The organism is Pseudomonas sp. Marseille-QA0332 (assembly GCF_054950175.1).
In genome coordinates, this window is record NZ_CM143106.1 from 764229 (window position 1) to 784182 (window position 19954).

The 19954-nt window shown below is 59.8% G+C and carries 17 protein-coding genes; 14 read left to right on the plus strand and 3 right to left on the minus strand.

The annotated features are described in order from the left end of the window. Nucleotides 1-53: 53 nt before the first annotated feature. The 3 genes from ACY8GK_RS03835 to ACY8GK_RS03845 all read left to right on the plus strand — a co-directional run bounded on the left by ACY8GK_RS03835 (nucleotide 54) and on the right by ACY8GK_RS03845 (nucleotide 2628). On the plus strand, nucleotides 54-782 hold the full coding sequence (locus tag ACY8GK_RS03835; RefSeq protein ID WP_462402350.1) for a GntR family transcriptional regulator: 729 nt from the start codon (nucleotides 54-56) through the stop codon (nucleotides 780-782). Between the two features lie 125 nt (nucleotides 783-907). After that, the gene (locus ACY8GK_RS03840) at nucleotides 908-1675 is read left to right on the plus strand and encodes an HpcH/HpaI aldolase family protein (protein WP_462402351.1); all 768 of its coding nucleotides are present in this window, start codon (nucleotides 908-910) and stop codon (nucleotides 1673-1675) included. Further along, nucleotides 1675-2628 (plus strand): C-terminal binding protein, encoded by a 954-nt coding sequence (locus tag ACY8GK_RS03845; protein ID WP_462402352.1) that lies wholly within the window; start codon nucleotides 1675-1677, stop codon nucleotides 2626-2628. Before ACY8GK_RS03840 ends, ACY8GK_RS03845 begins: the two co-directional genes overlap by 1 nt. Before the next feature lie 90 nt (nucleotides 2629-2718). Here the strand turns inward: ACY8GK_RS03845 and ACY8GK_RS03850 are convergent, their stop codons facing one another. Continuing rightward, complete coding sequence (locus ACY8GK_RS03850; RefSeq protein WP_462402353.1) at nucleotides 2719-4041, minus strand: MFS transporter; 1323 nt, start codon at nucleotides 4039-4041, stop codon at nucleotides 2719-2721. A gap of 288 nt (nucleotides 4042-4329) precedes the next feature. On the opposite strand from ACY8GK_RS03850, the gene ACY8GK_RS03855 reads away from it, so the two are divergent. The 3 genes from ACY8GK_RS03855 to ACY8GK_RS03865 are packed head-to-tail and all read left to right on the plus strand — an operon-like array spanning nucleotide 4330 to nucleotide 6689. Next, on the plus strand, nucleotides 4330-5007 hold the full coding sequence (locus ACY8GK_RS03855) for an EthD family reductase (RefSeq protein WP_462402354.1): 678 nt from the start codon (nucleotides 4330-4332) through the stop codon (nucleotides 5005-5007). 36 nt (nucleotides 5008-5043) lie between these two features. Next, nucleotides 5044-6144 (plus strand): LLM class flavin-dependent oxidoreductase, encoded by a 1101-nt coding sequence (locus ACY8GK_RS03860; protein WP_462402355.1) that lies wholly within the window; start codon nucleotides 5044-5046, stop codon nucleotides 6142-6144. An 11-nt stretch (nucleotides 6145-6155) separates the two neighbouring features. Continuing rightward, the gene (locus tag ACY8GK_RS03865) at nucleotides 6156-6689 is read left to right on the plus strand and encodes a flavin reductase family protein (protein WP_462402356.1); all 534 of its coding nucleotides are present in this window, start codon (nucleotides 6156-6158) and stop codon (nucleotides 6687-6689) included. A gap of 67 nt (nucleotides 6690-6756) precedes the next feature. Here the strand turns inward: ACY8GK_RS03865 and ACY8GK_RS03870 are convergent, their stop codons facing one another. Both ACY8GK_RS03870 and ACY8GK_RS03875 read right to left on the minus strand, forming a co-directional pair. Then, nucleotides 6757-7245, minus strand: coding sequence for a VOC family protein (locus ACY8GK_RS03870; protein WP_462402357.1), 489 nt, complete (start codon nucleotides 7243-7245; stop codon nucleotides 6757-6759). Nucleotides 7246-7259: 14 nt separating this feature from the next. Further along, nucleotides 7260-8288, minus strand: coding sequence for an AraC family transcriptional regulator (locus ACY8GK_RS03875; protein WP_462402358.1), 1029 nt, complete (start codon nucleotides 8286-8288; stop codon nucleotides 7260-7262). Nucleotides 8289-8762: 474 nt separating this feature from the next. Here ACY8GK_RS03875 and ACY8GK_RS03880 point away from each other — a divergent pair, with 474 nt between their 5' ends. The 8 genes from ACY8GK_RS03880 to ACY8GK_RS03915 all read left to right on the plus strand — a co-directional run bounded on the left by ACY8GK_RS03880 (nucleotide 8763) and on the right by ACY8GK_RS03915 (nucleotide 19907). Next, nucleotides 8763-11051 carry a thiamine pyrophosphate-dependent enzyme gene (locus ACY8GK_RS03880; RefSeq protein WP_462402359.1) on the plus strand — a complete coding sequence of 763 codons (2289 nt, stop codon included), beginning with the start codon at nucleotides 8763-8765 and terminating at the stop codon, nucleotides 11049-11051. Further along, entirely contained in the window at nucleotides 11048-12286 is a 1239-nt protein-coding gene (locus tag ACY8GK_RS03885; protein WP_462402360.1) for an MFS transporter, read from the plus strand. The genes ACY8GK_RS03880 and ACY8GK_RS03885 overlap by 4 nt, the downstream gene beginning before the upstream one ends. A 128-nt stretch (nucleotides 12287-12414) precedes the next feature. Continuing rightward, nucleotides 12415-13929: an indolepyruvate oxidoreductase subunit beta family protein gene (locus tag ACY8GK_RS03890; RefSeq protein WP_462402361.1), complete on the plus strand. Its 1515-nt coding sequence runs from the start codon at nucleotides 12415-12417 to the stop codon at nucleotides 13927-13929. Between the two features lie 6 nt (nucleotides 13930-13935). Continuing rightward, nucleotides 13936-14364: an acyl-CoA thioesterase gene (locus ACY8GK_RS03895; protein WP_462402362.1), complete on the plus strand. Its 429-nt coding sequence runs from the start codon at nucleotides 13936-13938 to the stop codon at nucleotides 14362-14364. Nucleotides 14365-14379: 15 nt separating this feature from the next. Further along, nucleotides 14380-16701, plus strand: coding sequence for a bifunctional salicylyl-CoA 5-hydroxylase/oxidoreductase (locus ACY8GK_RS03900; RefSeq protein ID WP_462402363.1), 2322 nt, complete (start codon nucleotides 14380-14382; stop codon nucleotides 16699-16701). 33 nt (nucleotides 16702-16734) lie between these two features. Then, entirely contained in the window at nucleotides 16735-17865 is a 1131-nt protein-coding gene (locus ACY8GK_RS03905; RefSeq protein WP_462402364.1) for a cupin domain-containing protein, read from the plus strand. A 35-nt stretch (nucleotides 17866-17900) separates the two neighbouring features. After that, nucleotides 17901-18848: a fumarylacetoacetate hydrolase family protein gene (locus tag ACY8GK_RS03910; RefSeq protein ID WP_462402365.1), complete on the plus strand. Its 948-nt coding sequence runs from the start codon at nucleotides 17901-17903 to the stop codon at nucleotides 18846-18848. A gap of 30 nt (nucleotides 18849-18878) precedes the next feature. Further along, nucleotides 18879-19907, plus strand: coding sequence for a carbon-nitrogen hydrolase family protein (locus tag ACY8GK_RS03915; RefSeq protein WP_462402366.1), 1029 nt, complete (start codon nucleotides 18879-18881; stop codon nucleotides 19905-19907). Nucleotides 19908-19954: the final 47 nt, after the last annotated feature.

Below are 19954 nucleotides of genomic sequence, written 5' to 3' on the forward strand. Positions count from 1 at the left end.
GGCAAAGTCCGCCGCTCTTTACATTAATCGTTGAAACTCACCGACCTGGTCTTATGCCCGACAAACTATCTGCCGAAACCAAACCGGCCCGCGCCAGCCAGGCGCCCCGCGCTACCACGCTGAAGCAGAACAGCTTGAGTGAGACGATCTTTCAGGATGTGCGCGCGCGACTGCAGTCCGGCGAATTCGATGATCAACGTCGATTGCTCGATTACGAAATTGCCGAAGAGTTCGGTTGTACGCGTATGCCGGTGCGCCAGGCGTTGCTGCGACTGGTTAGCGATGGGTATCTGCAGCCCACCACTCGAGGTTTCGTGCTGCCTCACTATAGTCGGCAGGATTTGCTGGATATATTCGAGATGCGTCGCTTGCTGGAGCCCGCCGCCGCGGCCAGCACGGTGCCGCAGATGACTGACCATCACCTGAGTCTGTTGAGTCGAGCCTGTCGCCAGGCACGTCGGGCCTTGGTAAATGCCGACAGCGCTATGTTGATCGAAGCTGCCTTTACATTTCGGCAGACTTGGCTGGACCGTGTCGCCAACGGTCGTCTGAAGGCGACCATCGAAAAGTTCGGCGACCAGGCGAGGATGGTTCGAAGCAAGACGCTGACCATCGTTCAGGTTCAGGAAGTGGCAGTCGAAGGGCTGGCGCGCATTCTCGAGGCTTTCGAAGCGGGTCAGCCGCAACGGGTGGAGGAGGCCATGGGGGAATTCCTCAGGCAGGCCGAACAAGCCTTGATCACCTATACCGTTGAAGAGCCCGAGCCAGAAGTCTTTTCATGAGGCTTGGCGGGTGCGGTGTAGTCAGTCCGAAAACAAATGGCTAGAAAACCCCAGCTAATCGGACAGCCCGGTACTAACCGGCTTTCTAACATGGGCCTCCATGTTAGGTAATCGAGGTGGGTGTCATGTCTTTCAAACAACGCGTGCTTGACCTGCAGCCAGTGGTCGGAACCTTCTGTGCGGTGGTCAGTGCAAGTGCCGTGGAGTTGACCGCCGGTTGTGGCTTTGACTTCGTCTGTATCGATGCGGAGCATTCGCCAATTGATCGTCACGACGCGGAAGAGCTGGTTCGCGCCGCAGATGTGGCACGTGTGCCGTCCATCGTGCGGGTGCCTGGCCTAGTACCGGAAGCCATTGCGTCAGTACTTGATTCTGGTGCCGGGGGCGTCCTGGTACCGCGCGTAGGTACTGCTGAGCAGGCCATCGCGGCGGTCAAGGCGACCCGCTATCCGCCACTGGGCGAGCGTGGCGTCGGGCCTGGGCGCGCGGCTGCTTACGGCGGTGCCATCGGTCCATACCTGCAGCGCGCTAATCGCGAGTTGATGCTGGCAATCCAAATTGAGAGTGCCGAGGGCTTGCGCAACATCGAGTCCATCGCGAGCGTCGACGGTATTGATGTGATCTTTATCGGCCCAGGCGATCTTTCCGTGTCCCTGGATGCCATGGGGCCCGACGATGCGCAGCGGCTTAATGATGCCATCCTCGAGATCGTCACAGTGAGCCGCAAGGCCGGTAAGGTGGTAGGCATCTTCCGGCCCTCGGCTGATGATGTTGGCCGTTGGCAGCAGCACGGCGTGAGCTTCTTCATTCTCGGCAGCGACACGTTGTTCCTCGCAGCAGGAGCGCAAGCCGCAGTGGCTGCATTCAAGACCGCGGTGGAGGAGGTGAGCTGATGTTCAAGGTTGTAAAGACCGATGGCATGTTGCTCACAGAAGCTGAGCAGCTTCAGCAATTTGAAGGTTTGGACGTCGAACTGGTCGACGTCGCCTGCCTGAGCGAAGAGGCGCTGATTGCCGCGTGTGCCACTGCTGACGCGGTGCTGGCTCTGCGGGAGCCGTTCAGCGCACGCGTGATCCAGGCTATGCCGCGATGTAAGGTCATCAGCCGCTTCGGGGTAGGGCTTGACACCATTGATGTAGCGGCCGCCACGGCGGCGGGCATCAAGGTGACCAATGTGCCTGATGCCAATTTCGATGAGGTCAGTACCCACGCGCTCGCCATGTTGTTGGCGTTGCTGCGCCGCTTGCCTCAATACGACCGTGCGGTGCGAGCGGGTAACTGGGATGCCTTGGGGGGCGGGCAGGGCATACGTCGACCTTCGGTCATGAACCTGGGGCTGGTCGGTTTCGGGCGCATCGGGCGAGATTTCGCCCGCAAGGCTGCAGTGCTGGGCTTTACCGTATACGCCTACGACCCGCACATCCCTCGGCATGTCATCGAGGCAAGCGGTGCACGGGGGGTGTCTTTTGATGACCTGCTGGCGGTGTCCGATGTGGTGTCGCTGCATGTGCCTTTAACTGAGCACACGGCCAACCTGATAGATGCGTCGGTGCTGCAGCGCATGCGTCCTGGCGCGCTGCTGCTGAATGTGTCGCGAGGAGGGTTGGTTGACGAGGTGGCGCTGGCTAACGCTTTAGCCTCCGGCCAGATTGCTGGCGCCGGATTGGATACGCTGGCGTGCGAACCATTGGGTGCAGATAATCCGCTGTTGACTCAGGCAAATCTGTTGCTGTCTCCGCATGCTGCGCATTATTCCGAGCAGTCCTACGCAGAAGTGCGGACCAAGGCATTTGCCAACGTGGCCGCTGTGCTGCGTGGGCAGGCGCCGTTGTATCCCGTGAATTAGGCAGGGGCTGGCGCAGCTGACTGTTACTGATTGATCGCGTGCGTATCGAAAAGTCCGGAACCTGATGAAGGCTCCGGACTTTTTGCATACTTAGCCGTTACCGTTACGTCCGTAGCACTTGCGGTAGATGGCGAGAAGAGCAGTCGCCAACAGTGTGACAGTCGCGAATAGGTACATCGCCGCGTCCATGCTTCGGGTTACCTCTTTCAGCCAGCCGACAATGTAGGGCGAGAAGAAGCCGGGCACATTGCCTAGGGACGTAACGATGGCGATGGCGATTGCCGCGGTACCGCCCTGGTATGCACTGGTAGGAAGGTTCCAGAATACCGGCAAAGAGGCCATCAAACCGAACATGGCAAGACTGAGCGCCGCGAGCGAAAGCCCTACACTGTGACTTACCGCTGGGCTTACCACCCAGCCGGCTGCTGCGAGGATGGAAAGCGCCATCAGCACCGGTAGAGTGTTTTGCCGGCGCTCCACCTGGGCCGCGACAAAGAACATGGCAATGACCGCCACTGTCCAGGGAATTGCGGTGAGCAGGCCAATATGCAACGGCGATTGCACTCCGGCTGACTTGACGATGGTGGGGAGCCAGAACACGAAGCCGAAGAAGGACACGCCGTAGCAGCCATAGATCGCGCTGAGTAGCCAGATCCTTGAGCTTTTCAACGCCTCGCGCAGAGGGGCGCGCGCTGAGTCGCCGACATCTGCGGCCAGTGTCCGGGCGAGCAGGTCCTTTTCTGTTTGGCTCAACCAGCGAGCTGTGGCTGGGCTTGCCGGTAGGTAAAACAGGCAGGCGATCCCCAGCAGCACGGCTGGCAATCCTTCCAGAACGAACAGCCATTGCCAGCCGGACAAGCCTTCAAACCCATCCATGGCCTGCAGGATCCACCCGGAGATTGGCCCTACGAGCACGCCCGATACCGCGATTGCGGTCATGAATACCGCAGTTGCACGGGCCCGTTGTGCTTTGGGGAACCAGTAGGTGAGGTAGTAGATCACGCCAGGGAAAAAGCCTGCCTCCGCGACACCAAGAAGAAAGCGCAGCACGTAGAAGTGCAGAGGGGTGGTCACAAACATCATCGCCACCGTCACGGCGCCCCAGGACACCATGATCCGCGCGATCCAGCGGTGAGCGCCGAAGCGGCGCAGCAGCATGTTGCTCGGCACTTCGAAGAGCACGTAGCCGAGAAAGAAGATGCCTGCGCCCAGGCCATAGACGGTTTCGCTGGACTCGAGGCGTTCCAGCATCTGCAACTTGGCGAAGCTGACGTTCATACGGTCGATCTGGGCGGCCAGATAGCAGATGAACAGGAAGGGCATCAGCCGCCAGGTGATCTTGCTGAGCAAGGCGGTCTGGGGACTGGCAAGGATATCAGTGGGGGGCGAGTAGACAGTTTCGGGTGTGCTCATGGCTGCCTCATTGTCAAAGCGAGGATCGGGTCGCGCCCAGAGCGTCGAGGATGTCCGGGCGTGCCAGTTGGGGTGTGAGCAGGCGATCGGCACAATGGGCCTTATGAATTCAGAAAGCTTATTATTCTTGTGAGGTCGCTAGCTTTTTTATCGTATCCCTGGGCTGTTAGCTGCATATCCAAATAGTTTTCTAACATTATCCTCATTTTCTTCATCGCGTTCTCTTGCATTGACTCGGCGAGCGAGGTTTCGCAAACTGGATTCAGAAACCAAATGTTGGAGTTCGAGATGACCGTTTGCCTTTTTCTGACCGTCAATGGCTCGCTGCCCGCCCAAGATGACCAGCATTGGCTTGAGCGCGCCCAGGACATCCAGGGTGTGGACCAGGTACTGCTGCACACCCCGGCTAATGCCTGCGATCCGTATCTGCATGAAGTCGAGCATCCGGCTGCAGTGCTGCAGCTCTACTTCGGAGAGCTCGAGCTGCTTGAGCAGCAAGCGTGTGCGAACGGGGCCCTGCATGGGCTGGTGGATGCGCTGCGGCTCACTGCACCTGACGGGCAATTGATTACCCAGCAGGCCATGCTGGTGCGCCGTTATGCCTGCGCCGAAGGGGCCGGGCAGGGGGAGGGCAGCCGTTGCAGCTATCTGGTCGCATACCACGGTCAGCCACTGGACTATTCGGCCTGGTTGGCGCACTACACCGCCCACCACATCCCACTGATGAAGCGCTTGCCCGCCCTCCGCGAGCTCGAGCTGTACACGCCGCTGAGTTGGGCAAGCACGCTAGTCGCGCCACGCAGCCATGCCGTGCAACGCAACAAGGTGGTCTTCGACAGCCCGGAGGCCCTCACCGCCGCGCTGAATTCACCGTTGCGTCATGAGATGCGTGCCGACTACCACACCTTTCCGCCCTTCGAGGGCAACAACCAGCACTTCCCGATGATCAGTCGCCGACTGCGTTGAAGCAGTCGCGCCGTCCAACACCTGGAGAAAAATGCAATGGCGAATGAAGCACTCAACCCGATGTACGGTCCAAACCGCTTCAAGGTCGGGGTCTTTTCAACCAACGCAGATGGTGGTTTGAGCTTCACTAAGGTCCAGGAGCGCTGGTCTGCCAGCTGGGCCGATGTGCTGAAGGCTGCCCGCATCGCCGACCGTGGCGGTATTGATTTCTTCCTTCCCATTGCCCGCTGGAAAGGGTTTGGTGGCGCCACGCGCGTGCGTGAGTGGTCGTTTGAGACCTTCACGTTTGCTGCGGCCTTGGCTGCCGCAACCGAGCGCATGGCCCTGTTCTCGACAGTGCACGTACCGCTGGTGCACCCGCTGTACGCGGCCAAGGCATTGGCGACGATCGACCATGTCAGCAATGGCAGGGCGGGACTGAACATCGTCTGCGGCTGGAATCCCGACGAATTTGCCATGTTCGGTACCCAGCTCTCGGAGGATCCCTATGCTCAGGCGGCGGAATGGACCGACATCATCTTCCGGCTCTATGCCGGCGAGCAACCTTTGGATCATCAGGGGCGTTTCTACTCACTCAAAGGCGCTGTCTCGAGCCCGGTGTCCGTGCAGCGGCCGCGACCGCTGACCATGAACGCCGCGTTTGGGCCTGCGGGGCGCAACTTTGCTGCGGAATATTGCGACTATCTGTTTACCACTTTTACCGACATGGAGGGTGGTCGCCAGCAGATCGCCGATATCCGCCAGCGGGGGGAAGCGCAGGGTCGGGAGTTGGGGGCATACACCGTCGCCCACGTGGTTTGTAGGCCAACGGCCCAGCAAGCGCTGGACTACTACGAGCACTACTCCGTCACGCATGCCGACAATGATGCCCTCGACTATCACATGCAGCAGAAGAAGGGCTTCAGTCAGAGTCACTCCGATGATGCCTATCGGCTGTACCGTCAGCGCTTTGCCGGAGGAACCGGCAGCTACCCGCTGATTGGTACTCCGCAGCAAATCGTCGACGAGATGGTGAAGATGCACGAAGCGGGCTTTGGCGGTGCTGCGCTGACTTTCGTCAACTATGCCGATGAGCTGCCGTATTTCTGTGAGCAGGTACTGCCGCTGATGCGTGAAGCCGGCCTGCGCGCCGAATAAAGGAGAACAGCATGAGTCAAGCAACTGCCTTACCCGCCGCTACCGTTGCAGCGGCCTGTGCCAGCGATTTTAGGTTGGGGATGCGCCGACTGCTCGGCGGCGTGAACATCCTCGCTTCCTGGCAGTCGGATGGAACGCCAGTCGGGTTGTGCGCCACTGCAGTCTGTTCGGTCAGCGCAGATCCACCAACGCTGCTTGCGTGCGTCAATCGCAATAGCTCGTTAGGCCAGGCAATCAGCGCCGGGCAGCGTTTGAGCGTGAATGTGTTGAGCTCTGACGATGAGGGGCTGGCCCGGGTCTTCGGCGGCATGGCAGGGATCGAGGCCGGGCGGCGCTTCGAGCACGGTGACTGGAACCTTCAGCCTGAGCGTTCACCGAGTCTGCCCAGTGCGGCCGCCGTGTTTCACTGCCAGCTGGTGCAGGTCCATGAAGTGGCGACCCACCTGGTCCTGATCGGTCAGGTCGAGTCGGTAGAGCTGGGCGATGAGCAGCGCTCAGGCTCGCTCGGCTACCTCGAGGGGCAATTCCGCGCTGTCAGTGCATGATTGACGAAGTGCTGCGGCACTGTCCGTATCGCCTGGCAGGGCGGACGGACAGTGCCGTTCCTGCCCTTCAGGTGCTCCACATCTGCACGTAGGGGTGGGAGCACAGCTCAAGCGTGCAACCCCAAGGGTCTTCGGCGTACGCGATTTTGTAGCCCTTGATAGGGTTGACGGTCAGGACCTCCGTTGTCGCCTTCCCCCCAGCAGCGACTACCTTGTTCACTGCGCTCTCAATGTCGGGCACGCTCAGACCCAGATGATTGAATCCTTTCTTCCAATAAGTGAAGCCTTCACTCCCGGGATCTAAGCGGGTTCGTGCGAACTGAAACAGCTCCAGGCCGACGTCGTCAGGCGTGGCCAAATGGGCAAAATGAAACTCTCCGAAACCTTCGCCGTAGATCTTTTGCGCGACAGGTCCGAGCGGGTCGTCAACTTCGCTGACGCCCAGCGGCCCGGCCAATAGCCGGAATTGCAGCGTGTCACAGTACCAGGCGATTGCTGCTTCTAGGTCCGGAACGGTCAGTCCGACATGTGGGGCTGTAAAGGCTTGTGTCTTCATTCAGCTGCTCCAGGTCAAATGCGCTTGAGAGTCTGGCTTGGAGATTCCCCATAGCGTTGCTTGTACTCGTTGCTGAACCGCCCCATGTGGGCAAAGCCCCAGCGCAGTGCCACTCCGGCTACGTTGGCGGCCTCGCCGCTTACCAACTCGGTATGAGCTTTTTCCATGCGGAGATCGCGCAAGTAGTGCATGGGGCTCATGCCAAGAAACTCTTTGAACCCCGAGTACAGGCTTCGCAGGCTGACGCCAGCCATCTGGGCAAGCTGGTCGGGAGTGATGGGTTCGTGGGCATGTGCATGCAGGTAGTCCTGGACCCGGCGAACATGCCTGGGCAGGATCGAATTGCGCCGCGCCGGCGCCGTTTCGCTGTAGTTGTGGTGATGAGTTGCCAACAGTATCGAGTGAGTGAGCTGCTCGATCTGTGGCAGCACCAGTTTGTGTTGTGCCAGATTCGGGTATTGAGTGGCACAGCCCATGAGGTACGAAAGAAGAGATCGCCAAGCCGCGCTGTGCCGCCAGGCAAAGTTGTGCTCGAACCGCAGGGGCTCGTCCAGCGTATGGCCCAGATGCCCGACCAGGGTGCGCTCCAGCAAGCTCCGAGAGACGCGCAGGATCAACTGATCCATGTCCTTGCTCCAGCGCATGTGTGCTGCGTCGGACGGGTTCAAAACTGACGCAATCTCTCCAGACGTTCCCAGGTCGTGGCAGCCAACCTTGATGTTGGCCATGCCACTGATTGGCATCTGGATCAGAAAGCAGCCATCGAGTGGGTCGCAGTCGATCTCGACCGAAGCCCCGTAACTGAGGCGACTGAGGGACACTTCGCCCAGGGCGACATGATGCATTCGTGCATCAAGTTTTTCGGACGCATCCACCTGTGAAATGCGGTGAGGCTTCATCACTCGGCTAACCAAGGATCTCGCATCTTCCAGGTTCGAGGAAGCGAACAGCAGTCGCTCAGGGGTGCTGAGCAGCGCTTGGAGGCCGTCCAGTGGTAGCTGGTCGCTGTTTGACACCTCGGCGTGAACGGGGTGGTTAAGCACGGTATCACCTCCCAGGAGGTAGGCTGATGATCAGCCTCTTTATTCTTATTGGAAACGTGACCACAGCAGCGTAAGTGCAGTCGACACGGCAATCATTGCATGATTCATCATGCATTGGGTAGGCCATTGCAGGCAGTATTTCCGATGAAATACGTGGCGACGGGCGTTCGTCAGCTGCAGTTCCGCAACGGTTCAACCTGACGTTATTCCAGTAACGAATTGAAGTCCCATTATCACCGAGTATTTCGGCTTAAACGGTGCTGATCAGGGTGCTCTTATGCGGGGCAAAAGCCGCTATTCATGCCCTCTAGGAGGGCGCGTGAACGGTGCTCTGTCCAGCCTTTGCCAACTCTATCCGCGTAGCGCTGATAGTCAAAGTACATGATAAATCATGTATTGACGGTGCCCGTGCAAGCGCGGAAAAGTAGCGTCCATAAATACAAGCTTTGCGGGCGACAGCCCTGAGGATGCACGATGGCCGAGAGATCGTTTGTAGAGGAAGTCAAGGCGCTCAGAATGGCACCTGGCGAAGTCTTCAGTGGTGAGGGCATCTTGGCCGTCACCAAGGCGCTGCTGGAGTCTGGCGTCGCGTATGTGGCGGGTTATCAAGGCGCGCCGATTTCGCATTTGATGGACGTGCTGTCGGATGCGCAGGACCTGCTGGCTGAGTACGGTATTCGTTTCGAAAACAGTGCCAGTGAAGCCACGGCTGCGGCGACGCTGGCGGCCTCGGTGAACTATCCACTGCGAGGGGCTATTACTTTCAAGGCGACCGTTGGCACCAACGTGGCCTCCGACGCGTTGGCCAACCTGGCCTCCGGTGGCGTAACCGGCGGTGCCCTGATCATCGTCGGGGAAGATTACGGCGAAGGCTCGTCCATCATGCAGGAGCGTAGCCATGCCTTCGCTATGAAGTCGCAGATGTGGCTGCTCGACCCCCGGCCAAACCTGCCCTGCATTGTCCAGGCGGTAAAAGACGGTTTCGAGTTGTCCGAGGCCAGTAATACCCCCGTGATGCTGCAGATGCGCATCCGCTCCTGCCACCTGCATGGTCAGTTCATCACGTCTGAAAACCGCCCGCCGGCGTTCACGGTAAAAGATGCTCTGGAAAACCCCACCCGTGATCTGAACCGAATCGTTCTGCCTCCAGCCAGTTTCCTGCATGAGCGCGAGAAAGTCGAAAAACGTTGGCCTGCCGCCATCCGCTTCATCAAGGAAAAGCAGCTCAATGAGTTCTTCGCGGAAGATGCCAGCGATATCGGCATTGCGTTGCAAGGTGGCTCGTACAATACAGTCATTCGTGCACTGCAGAAGCTCGGCTTGGCCAACGTCTACGGGGACTCGCAGATCCCGCTGTATGTCATGAACGTGGCCTATCCGTTGGTCGACGATGAGCTTGAGCGCTTTGCTGCCGGCAAGCGTGCGGTCTTGATCGTCGAAGAAGGACAACCCAATTTCGTCGAGCAGAACGTTGCGGCAATTTTCCATCAGCGGGGGATCGACGTCGCCATCCACGGCAAGGATGTACTGCCATTGGCGGGTGATTACAGCACCGCAATCGTGCTCAAAGGCATTCGAGAGTTTCTTTCCCGGACGGGTAAGGGGGCGGCAGCCTCGGCCAAGGTCAGCACGTCGGTGGCAGTGATGCGTTTCGATCCGCAGAGCGGCAAAGCTATTGCTGCTGCTCCGCAAGCCGACGCCGGAAGGGGGGAGCTGATCCCCCTGGTGCAACTGGATTCGGTGTCCGAGTCGGCGCCGGTGGCAGAGTTCCTACCTGCAGCGCTGCCGTCTCTGGACGAGACGGTCCATGCTCGCCCGCCAGGGCTTTGCACTGGCTGTCCGGAGCGGCCAATCTTTACAGCCGTGAAGCTCATCGAGCGAGAGCTGGGGCCGCATCACTACAGCGCCGATATCGGTTGTCATCTGTTCTCGATTCTGCCGCCGTTCAACCTTGGCAATACCACCATGGGCTATGGCCTCGGTGGTGCGGCGGCTGCAGCCTTCACCGTCGCTCCTGGGAGCGCACCGGCCAAGCGCCGAGCCATCGCAGTCATGGGCGACGGTGGCTTCTGGCACAACGGGTTGACCAGCGGGATTGCCAACTCGGTGTTCAACCGAAGTGACAACCTGACAATTATCGTCGACAACAACTACAGCTCGGCTACGGGCGGGCAGGACGTGTTGTCCTCCCGCGCTGTTAACCCAACGCGCAGTACCGGCCATGAGATTGAAGAGGCCGTCAAAGGGGTCGGAGTCAAGTGGGTGCGGACCATCAAACGGACGTATGACCTCAAGGCCATGACCGCCACGCTGCGTGAGGCGCTGACCACTGCTGAACCTGGGCCTAAGGTGCTGATCGCCCAAAGCGAATGCATGCTCAACCGCCAACGCCGGGAGAAGAAGCAAACCCGTCAAGCGCTGGGCGAGGGCAGGCGCGTAGTTCGCGAACGTTTCGGCATTGATCCGGATACCTGTACGGGGGATCACTCCTGTATTCGACTGTCTGGATGCCCGTCGCTGTCTATTCGTGAGAATCCTGATCCGTTGCGCCAGGACCCGGTTGCCACCGTCATCGATAGCTGCGTCGGTTGCGGCAACTGTGGCGAAGTTGCACACGCGGCGGTGTTGTGCCCTTCGTTCTACCGGGCGCAGATTGTCAGCAATCCAAACTTCCTGGATCGCCTGGGGCAACGATTTACCCGTGCGATCATTGGCTGGATGCAGCGTAACGAGGCCAATCGTCGTGCGAAGTACGCACTATGAAGGCATTGAGCACGAAGAGCGAAGGCGCCGCAGTGTCAGCGGCCAATCCACCGGCAAAGGTTACCGGGCGCGTGCTCTTCGTGTGCTGGCTCGCGATCCTGTTTGAGGGTTACGACGTTGGCGTGATGGGGGCCATCCTGCCGTCGATGGCCGAGGACCGTGCCTGGAACCTGTCGCCCCTCGAGTTGGGGGCCCTCAGCAGCTACGCCTTGATTGGCATGTTCATCGGCGCATTTGCAGTCGGCACCGTGAGTGAGTTCCTGGGGCGTCGTCGCATATTGCTGCTGTGCGTGACGCTCTTCTCGTTGACCATGGGTGGCGCGGCATGGGCCCCGACCCCGGGATGGTTCGGTGCGTTCCGTTTTATCGGAGGTTTGGGGCTGGGCGGTGTGATTCCCGTGGCTGCCGCACTGACTATTGAGTACTCGGCCGTGCATCGGCGCAGCTTCAACTACGGGATCATGTATTCCGGTTACTCAATCGTCATCCTGACTGCAGCCGCCACTGCGATGTGGCTGATCCAGGATCACGGGTGGCGCAGCGTAGTCGGGCTTGGCCTGCTACCGCTAGTTGCCATCCTGCCCATGGCTCGTGCGCTGCCAGAGTCGCTTGAGTACCTGCTCGGCTGCGGACGTGTGGAGGAGGCTGCGCGAGTGGCAAGTGCGCTTGGCGTGGCGCTGCCGGCGCAGTTCCCGCATGACAGGCCTGTGCAGTCTGGATGGCGCCAGGTACTGACCGAGGTGTTTTCCGCGCGCAACTTCCGGGCAACGGCATGTTTCTGGGTAGCGCTGTTCTGCGGGTTGTTGCTGATTTACGCGCTGAACACCTGGCTCCCTTCAATCATCCGGCGCAACGGGTATGACTTGGGATCGAGTCTCAGCTTGCTGGTGGTATTCAGCTTGGCCTCGGCAATTGGCGGCCTGTTTCTCGGAAAGGCGGCTGATCGATTTGGTGTTCGTATGATGGTCGCTTTGTTCTATCTGCTGGGGGCGCTAGCCATTGCAGCACTGATGTGGCCTCACGCAATGATCATCAACTATGTATTGGTGGCGATGGCAGGACTGGGAACTATCTCCGCTTCATTGATACTGACTGGGCATATGGCTAGTTACTACCCGGCGAATGTCAGGGCCGCAGCAAATGGCTGGGGGCTAAGTTTCTCGCGGCGGGGTGCAATGACTGGTCCGTTATTAGATGGCTTGCCGGAGGTGGCTGTGTGTGCAGTCGAACTTTAACGTCTTCGCCGGCATTGCGCTGATTGCCGCACTGGCAGTGGCGCTGTTGCCACGTCAGTGACATGGGGTTGAGTGGTCGCTGCATATTAGTTTTCACAAACAAAACAATTACTCGTTGGAAAACCTCGATGACTGATGAGCCAATCAAAATTGCCATTCTTGCGATGGGCGGCGAGGGCGGCGGTGTACTTGCCGACTGGATCGTCAATCTTGGCGAATATAATGGATATTTCGCCCAAACCACGTCGGTGCCAGGTGTAGCCCAGCGTACCGGGGCGACGATCTATTACGTTGAACTCTTTCCAGGTGCGAATATAAGCGGCAGGCGAGTACCCGTGCTGTCGCAGGCGCCGTTGCCCGGGGATCTTGACATCGTTCTCGCCTCCGAACTGATGGAGGCTGGTCGTGCTGTCCAGCGCGGATTTGTCACGACCGACCGGACGACGCTGATTTCCTCCACGCACCGGGTCTACTCCATCGCTGAAAAATCGGCCATGGGAGATGGTCGCGTATCCAGTCAGGCGCTGATGGACCAGGCCCGGGGAGCCGCGCAGCAATTCTTCTGCTTCGACATGGAAAAGGCTGCAGAAAAGACCGGCAGCGTCATTTCTGCGGTGCTCTTTGGCGCCCTCAGTGGCGCTGGGGTGTTGCCGTTCAACCGCAAGCAGTTCGAAGAAACCATCGAGCGTGGTGGTGTCGGGGTAAAACCCAGCCTCAAGGCGTTTGATCTGGGCTTCGCCCAGGTCAGGGACGAAGCGCCGGCGGCAACACCAGGCAGAACCAACGATTCGGCATGGCAGGTCGCCAAGACACAAAAGCTCCATCCCGAGGTGATGCGCCTGGTGCAGCGGTTCGACGTCTTTCCTAATGATGTGGCTCAGCTGGCATTCGAGGGAGTCAAGCGGCTGATCGACTATCAGGATCCTGCCTATGCGGCCCTCTACCTCGATCGTCTGGAGGCCCTGGCCGCCGCCCCCGGCGGCAATGATCGGGCGCTGCTGCGAGAAGGCGCTCGACACCTCGCGCTTTGGATGTCTTTCGAGGACACCATTCGTGTCGCGGACCTCAAAAGTCGTGGCACTCGCTTTGAGCGCGTGCACGGTGAGATCCGCAGTAAAGCCGATCAGGTCGTCCATATCCAGGAGTACATGCATCCGCGCCTGGTAGAAATCTGCGAAACGCTGCCCGCCGGCCTGGGGCGCTGGTTGGCCAGGCCGCACGCAGTCCACCGGCTAGTAGCGCGCATGACCACGGAAGGACGGACGGTGAAAACCAGCTCGCTGGGCGGTTTTATCCTCCTGCACGGCTTGGCCAGGTGGCGTCGCTGGCGTCGGGTCACGCTCCGCTTCCAGCTGGAGAATGCACGTATCGAGTCCTGGCTAGAGCGTATCAAGCGTCTTGCTGCCATAGACCCCACGGTCGCCTTGGAGGTCGTGCAGTGTCAGCGCCTCGTGAAGGGGTACAGCGATACCCATAGTCGAGGGCTAAGGAACTTCGAAACTTTAATGGCGGCAGTAGATAACCACCACCAGAACCTTGGTGCACCTACCTTGCGTGAACTCAGAAACGCTGCACTCGCCGATGAGCATGGCCTCAAGTTGAAGGAATGCCTCAATCGTCATGCGCTGACAGTGGAAGGATGACTTCTCATGACTCCAAAGAAGTTTGAAAAACTGCACAAGATAAAGTTCGCCGAGTGTGACCCGGCAGGAATTGTGTTCTATCCGCAATATTTCGTGATGTTCAACAACCTGCTCGAAGCCTGGGTGGATCATCTGCTGCCGGAGGTCGGTTTTGCAGGTTACATCGCTGAGCTGAAGTACGGCTTGCCCTCGGTGCGAATTGAAGCGGATTTCAGATCGGTCAGCAAGATGGGCGATGACGTGATTCTCTCTCTGGAGGTTGACCGGATCGGCTCGAAGTCGCTGACACTTCAGTTGATGTGCCGATCGCCCGAAGGAGAGGTTCGGATCAATGTTACGCAGGTCCTCGTCACCACATCGTTGTTGACACATAAGGCCATTGAAATACCTGCTGTTTTGCGGCAGGCCCTTGTTTCTTCGCCCGATCAACAATAAATCAAGGAGCGAATCGTGAATATTGCATGCATTGGTGGTGGGCCAGCGGGCTTGTACTTCGGCTTGTTGATGAAACTTCATGATCCCAGTAACCGTGTAGTCGTCATTGAGCGTAACCGCCCCTATGACACTTTCGGCTGGGGAGTGGTGTTCTCCGATGCCACGCTGGACAACTTGCGCGAAGCCGATCCCGTATCCGCTGAAACCATCGCGACCGCGTTCAACCGTTGGGACGACATCGACATCCATTTCAAAAGTGAGATGGTCCGCAGCGGTGGACACGGCTTCATCGGCATCGGCCGCAAGAAGCTGCTGAATATCCTGCAGGCACGCTGTGAAGAGGTTGGCGTGGAGCTGGTCTTCGAGACGCTAGTGCAAGACGACCAGGAAATCGCCCGCAAGTATGAAGCGGATCTGGTCATTGCTGCCGACGGGATCAACAGCCCGATCCGGACGCGCTACGAGCAGATTTTCAAGCCCGACATCGATCAGCGCAACTGCCGTTTCGTCTGGCTGGGGACGCGCAAGGTCTTCGATGCTTTCACCTTCCTGTTTGTCGAGACTCCGCATGGCTGGTTCCAGGCTCACGCCTACCAGTTCGAAGATGGTCTCTCGACCTTCATCGTCGAGACGACGGACGAAGCTTGGCAGTCCGCTGGCATCGACAAGATGAGCCAGGAAGAGGGTATCGCCTACTGCGAGATGATCTTCGCGCCGTGGCTGCAAGGCGAGCCGCTGATCTCAAATGCCGCTCATCTTCGCGGTTCGGCAATCTGGATTCGCTTCCCGCGGGTCATGTGCAGGCGATGGGTGCACTGGACCCAGCCGTTCGGCGAAAGCGCCCAGGAAGTGCCTGTCGTATTGATGGGGGATGCTGCTCATACCGCCCACTTTTCGATTGGCTCAGGCACCAAGTTGGCCTTGGAAGATGCTATCGAGCTCTGCAACACCCTCAAGGCCGCCGGCCCCCTGCGCGAGCGTCTTGCACACTATGAAAAGGTTCGTGGGGTGGAGGTGCTCAAGATCCAGAACGCGGCCCGAAACTCGACCGAGTGGTTCGAGAATGTCGCGCGCTATGAAGACCTCGAGCCCGAGCAGTTTGCCTATTCGCTGCTGACGCGCTCCCAGCGCATCTCCCATGAGAACCTGCGCTTGCGGGATCCGCAATGGCTCGGCGGTTACGAGCAATGGTTGGCCAAACGCGCGGGCGTGGAAGCCGATCCATCTGGTCGCCCAAACCCACCTTTGCTGACGCCGTTCACTGTGCGTCAGGTCACTCTGGCAAACCGGGTCGTGGTTTCGCCGACGATGCTCTACAGCGCGGTCGATGGGATGGCGGGCGACTTCCACCTGGTTCACCTAGGCAGCCGGGCTATGGGCGGTGCCGGTCTGGTCATGGCGGAGGCCACGGCCGTGAGTCCAGAGGGGCGCGTTACGGAAGCCGACACGGGGCTGTGGAATGACGGACAGGTCGAGGCCTGGAAGCGTGTGACCGCGTTTGTTCATAACAATAGCCAGGCGCGCATTGGGATCCAGCTGAGTCACTGTGGGCGCCGCGGGTCAACGCAAAAGGGCTGGGAACAGCCAGAGCAGCCAATGGCTGCGGGCAACTGGCCGCTGGTGGCGGCGAGCCCGATTCCCTACCTGGAAGGCGTGTCGCAGACCCCGAAAGTGGCCACCGAAGAAGACCTGACGGAGATCTGCGAAGCCTTTGCCCAAGCCGCTCGCCGTGCTGCGCTGGCCGGTTTCGACTGGCTGGAAGTGCAGGCGGGTCATGGCTTCCTGTTGTCCAGCTTCATCTCGCCGCTGAGCAATCAGCGCACCGATCAGTACGGCGGTTCGCTGGAGAACCGCCTGCGCTTCCCTCTGGCCGTGGTGGCGGCAGTCCGCAAGGCCTGGCCCGATACGCTGCCGTTGTCGGTACGCATCTCGGCCACCGACTGGGCCGCTGGTGGCACCACAGTGGACGAGGCCGTTGAGATCGCCCGTGCGCTGAAAGCCGCCGGTGTGGACGTCATCGACGTATCCAGCGGAGAGGTAGTGGCTGATCAGCGTCCGGTGTACGGGCGCATGTTCCAGGCACCGCTCGCTGATCGGGTCCGCAACGAGGCCGGCGTGCCGACCATCGCAGTCGGGGCCATCAGCGATGCTGACCAGGTGAATGGAATCATCGCCTCCGGCCGGGCGGATCTCTGCGCAATTTCTCGCCCTTATCTGGCAGAGCCGACCTGGTTCCTGCGCGAGGTTGCGCGGCTGGGTTGGAGCACTTCGCAGTGGCCTAGGCAGTACCTGTGGGGCAAAGACTACCTGGAGCGCAGCCTGTCGCCCCGTGGTTAGACCTGAACGACATGACGTCCAGAGGAGAAAACAATGACTAAATCCTACGATCAATACCGCGAAAGCACGCTCGGCCGCGCAGATGTTGAAGACACGCCCGAACTGCTGGCTTATTACCGTCAACTGGAGGAGCTGAAGGTTGGCGCCTTGTGGACGGTGGCCAACAAGATCGAGCCGTGGCAGCCGAAGTCGGACTCGGTGCCGGTTATCTGGCGCTACAAGGATCTCCGTGACATCGTCCTGCGCTCGGTTGACTTGGTGACCCCGGAGAAAGCGGGTCGGCGAGTTGTTTACCTCAACAACCCCGGCCGAACCGAGGTGTCGGCCGCAGTAGGCTGGCTCTACTCAGGCTTGCAAGTCATGCACCCTGGCGAACTGGCTTCGGCCCACGCTCATTCGTCCTCCGCACTGCGTTTCATCATGGAAGGGAGTGGGGCCTACACCATCGTCGATGGGCACAAGATGACCTTAGGCGCCAACGACTTTGTGCTTACTCCGAATGGGACTTGGCACGAGCACGGGGTGGAGGCCGAGGGCTCGCCATGCATCTGGCAGGATGGGCTCGACATTCCGCTGGTGAACGCCCTCGAGGCCGGCTTCTATGCTGTCCATCCGGACCTGCAGCAGGCGGTCGGTTTCCCGGTGGACGACTCCGTCAGCCTGTGGGGGGCTGCCGGATTGCGCCCCCACGATATCGGCTGGAGCAAACCGTACTCCCCACTGTTCAAGTATCAGTGGGAGCCCACCTACGAGGCGCTACGCCGTTACGCCGCCGCACGCGAGGACAGCCCGTTTGACGGTGCCCTGATGCACTACACCAACCCGGTCAGCGGTGGCCACGTCATGGCCACGATCGGCGCGAGCATGCAACTGCTTCGACCCGGTTTCGTGGGCAAGGCCCACCGGCATACCGGCAGCTTCCTGTACCAAGTCGCCAAGGGCAAAGGCCATTCGATCATCAATGGGCAACGGCTCGACTGGCAGGAGCGCGACATTTTCTGCGTACCGAGCTGGGCCTGGCATGAACACATCAACGATAGCGCCTCCGATGACGCCTGCCTGTTCTGCTTCAGTGATCTGCCCGTAATGGAAAAACTCGGCCTGTACCGCGAAGAAGCGCTTGCTGACAACGACGGTCACCAGCCCGTCGTATCCAACCATTAACTCACCGCAATTCATACTTAGATTCTGGAGTTTTTATGCGCCTGGTTACTTACCGCAGCAACGTCAACGCCGCCGCCCGCCTGGGTGCAATTGTCGAAGGCCTGGTGATCGATCTGCACGCTGTCGGCGTGCACGCAGGCCACGCCATCCCGGACAACATGCTGGATTTCATCGACCTGGGCCCACAGGCCGTGGCGAGCACGACCGCCTTGCTAAACAGCTATGCGGGTAAATGGCCCCTGGGGGCCGCAACGCCGGTCGGGAACGTCAAACTGCTGGCTCCGATTCCGCGGCCGCGTAAGAACATCTTCGGGATCGGCCTCAACTATGTCGAACACGTCGAGGAGTCGAGCCGCACCCTGGACACAGCGAAGGAACTGCCGAAGCAGCCGGTAATTTTCTCCAAGCCGCCAACCACCGTAATTGGCCCTGGCGACGCGATCGAACACAACGAGAGCATCACCCGCCAGATGGACTGGGAGGTCGAGTTGGCCGTCATCATCGGTCAGCGGGCCAAGGGTGTCAGCGGTCAGGATGCGCTGAACTACGTGTTCGGCTACAGCGTAATCAACGACATCAGCGCCCGCGACAACCGTCGTGCCGGCCAGTGGATCTACTCCAAGGGGCAGGACACTTATGCTCCGTTCGGTCCGGTCATCGTCACCGCTGACGAGTTGCCTGACCCGCACAACCTCAACCTGAGCCTGAAGGTCAACGGTGTCGTTAAGCAGGAATCGAACACCCGTCACCTGCTCTTCAACATCCCGACACTGATCGCGGACATCAGCGCCGGCATCACCTTGGAACCGGGTGACATCATCGCCAGCGGCACGCCTGCCGGCGTCGGGGCAGGTCGCACGCCGCAGGAATGGCTGTGGCCAGGCGACGTGGTGCAGGCCTATGTCGAGAAGATCGGTGAGCTGCGCAACCCAGTGGTGGCAGTCGGTAGCGAGCCGCGCACTGGCGCAACCCCTCAGGGCTGATGAGCCGTTTCTTAAGCAGAGAGAAATTTCATGCTCGAATTACCTCGTTTCAAAGCAGCGGCGGTGCAGACCGCCCCTGTCTTCCTCGATACGGACGCCACGGTTGAGAAGACCGTCAGCCTGATCCAAGAAGCCGCGAGCAATGGCGCCAAGCTGGTCGCCTTCCCAGAAGTGTTCATTTCCGGTTATCCCTACTGGAGCTGGATCGGTAATCCGATCGAAGGGAGCGCCTGGTTCGAACGCCTAGCGCGCTCGGCGATCGAGATCCCGGGACCGGAGATCAGCAAGATCGCGCAGGCCGCTGCCCGTCACAAGATCAACGTGGTGATCGGCGTCAACGAGCGCAACCCTCAGGGTATCGGCACGCTGTACAACACGCTGGTCACCATCGGCGAAGATGGCAGCATTCTGGGGCGGCACCGCAAGCTCGTGCCGACCTGGGCCGAGAAACTGACCTGGGCTCCGGGTGATGCGTCGGCGCTCCGCGTTCATGAAACCAGTGTTGGCCCGCTTGGGGCACTCGCTTGCGGTGAGAACACCAATACACTGGCGCGTTTCTCCCTCATAGCCCAAGGCGAGTTGATGCACGTGGCGAGTTACATCTCCCTGCCTGTCGCACCGCCGGACTACGACATGGCTGACGCCATCAAGGTGCGGGCGGCGGCTCACTGCTTTGAAGGCAAGCTGTTCACCGCCGTGTCGTGCTCAACCGTTTCGGAAGAGATCATCACGGCGTTGGAAAAGGACTTCCCGCGCGCACGGGAGCTGCTTACCCGCAAGAACAGCGCATTCTCCGGGTTCCTCGGCCCTGATGGGCGGGTGATCGGCGAGCCGCTGATCGATGCCGAAGGCATTGTGTACGCCGACATTGACCTGTCGCGCTGCATTCAGCCACGGCAGATGCATGACATTGCGGGGCACTACAACCGCTTCGACATCTTCGACCTCAAGGTGAACCGGCGCTCACTGCAGGCCGCACGGTTTGAGGATGTCCCAAATGACACAGTAAGCGTGGCGCAAAACAACGCCGCGGAACCACTTCAGGAGAATGCTTCGTGACTGCCAGCCGAAATTACCGCATCGGGCAAATCGTGCCGTCGTCCAAC

Coding starts and splice junctions, on each gene's coding strand:
- ACY8GK_RS03840 (WP_462402351.1), top strand. CDS start 908: ATGTCTTTCAAACAACGCGTGCTTGACCTGCAGCCAGTGGTCGGAACC.
- ACY8GK_RS03885 (WP_462402360.1), top strand. CDS start 11,048: ATGAAGGCATTGAGCACGAAGAGCGAAGGCGCCGCAGTGTCAGCGGCC.
- ACY8GK_RS03910 (WP_462402365.1), top strand. CDS start 17,901: ATGCGCCTGGTTACTTACCGCAGCAACGTCAACGCCGCCGCCCGCCTG.
- ACY8GK_RS03870 (WP_462402357.1), bottom strand. CDS start 7,245: ATGAAGACACAAGCCTTTACAGCCCCACATGTCGGACTGACCGTTCCG.
- ACY8GK_RS03890 (WP_462402361.1), top strand. CDS start 12,415: ATGACTGATGAGCCAATCAAAATTGCCATTCTTGCGATGGGCGGCGAG.
- ACY8GK_RS03860 (WP_462402355.1), top strand. CDS start 5,044: ATGGCGAATGAAGCACTCAACCCGATGTACGGTCCAAACCGCTTCAAG.
- ACY8GK_RS03915 (WP_462402366.1), top strand. CDS start 18,879: ATGCTCGAATTACCTCGTTTCAAAGCAGCGGCGGTGCAGACCGCCCCT.
- ACY8GK_RS03835 (WP_462402350.1), top strand. CDS start 54: ATGCCCGACAAACTATCTGCCGAAACCAAACCGGCCCGCGCCAGCCAG.
- ACY8GK_RS03895 (WP_462402362.1), top strand. CDS start 13,936: ATGACTCCAAAGAAGTTTGAAAAACTGCACAAGATAAAGTTCGCCGAG.
- ACY8GK_RS03855 (WP_462402354.1), top strand. CDS start 4,330: ATGACCGTTTGCCTTTTTCTGACCGTCAATGGCTCGCTGCCCGCCCAA.
- ACY8GK_RS03880 (WP_462402359.1), top strand. CDS start 8,763: ATGGCCGAGAGATCGTTTGTAGAGGAAGTCAAGGCGCTCAGAATGGCA.
- ACY8GK_RS03845 (WP_462402352.1), top strand. CDS start 1,675: ATGTTCAAGGTTGTAAAGACCGATGGCATGTTGCTCACAGAAGCTGAG.
- ACY8GK_RS03865 (WP_462402356.1), top strand. CDS start 6,156: ATGAGTCAAGCAACTGCCTTACCCGCCGCTACCGTTGCAGCGGCCTGT.
- ACY8GK_RS03905 (WP_462402364.1), top strand. CDS start 16,735: ATGACTAAATCCTACGATCAATACCGCGAAAGCACGCTCGGCCGCGCA.
- ACY8GK_RS03850 (WP_462402353.1), bottom strand. CDS start 4,041: ATGAGCACACCCGAAACTGTCTACTCGCCCCCCACTGATATCCTTGCC.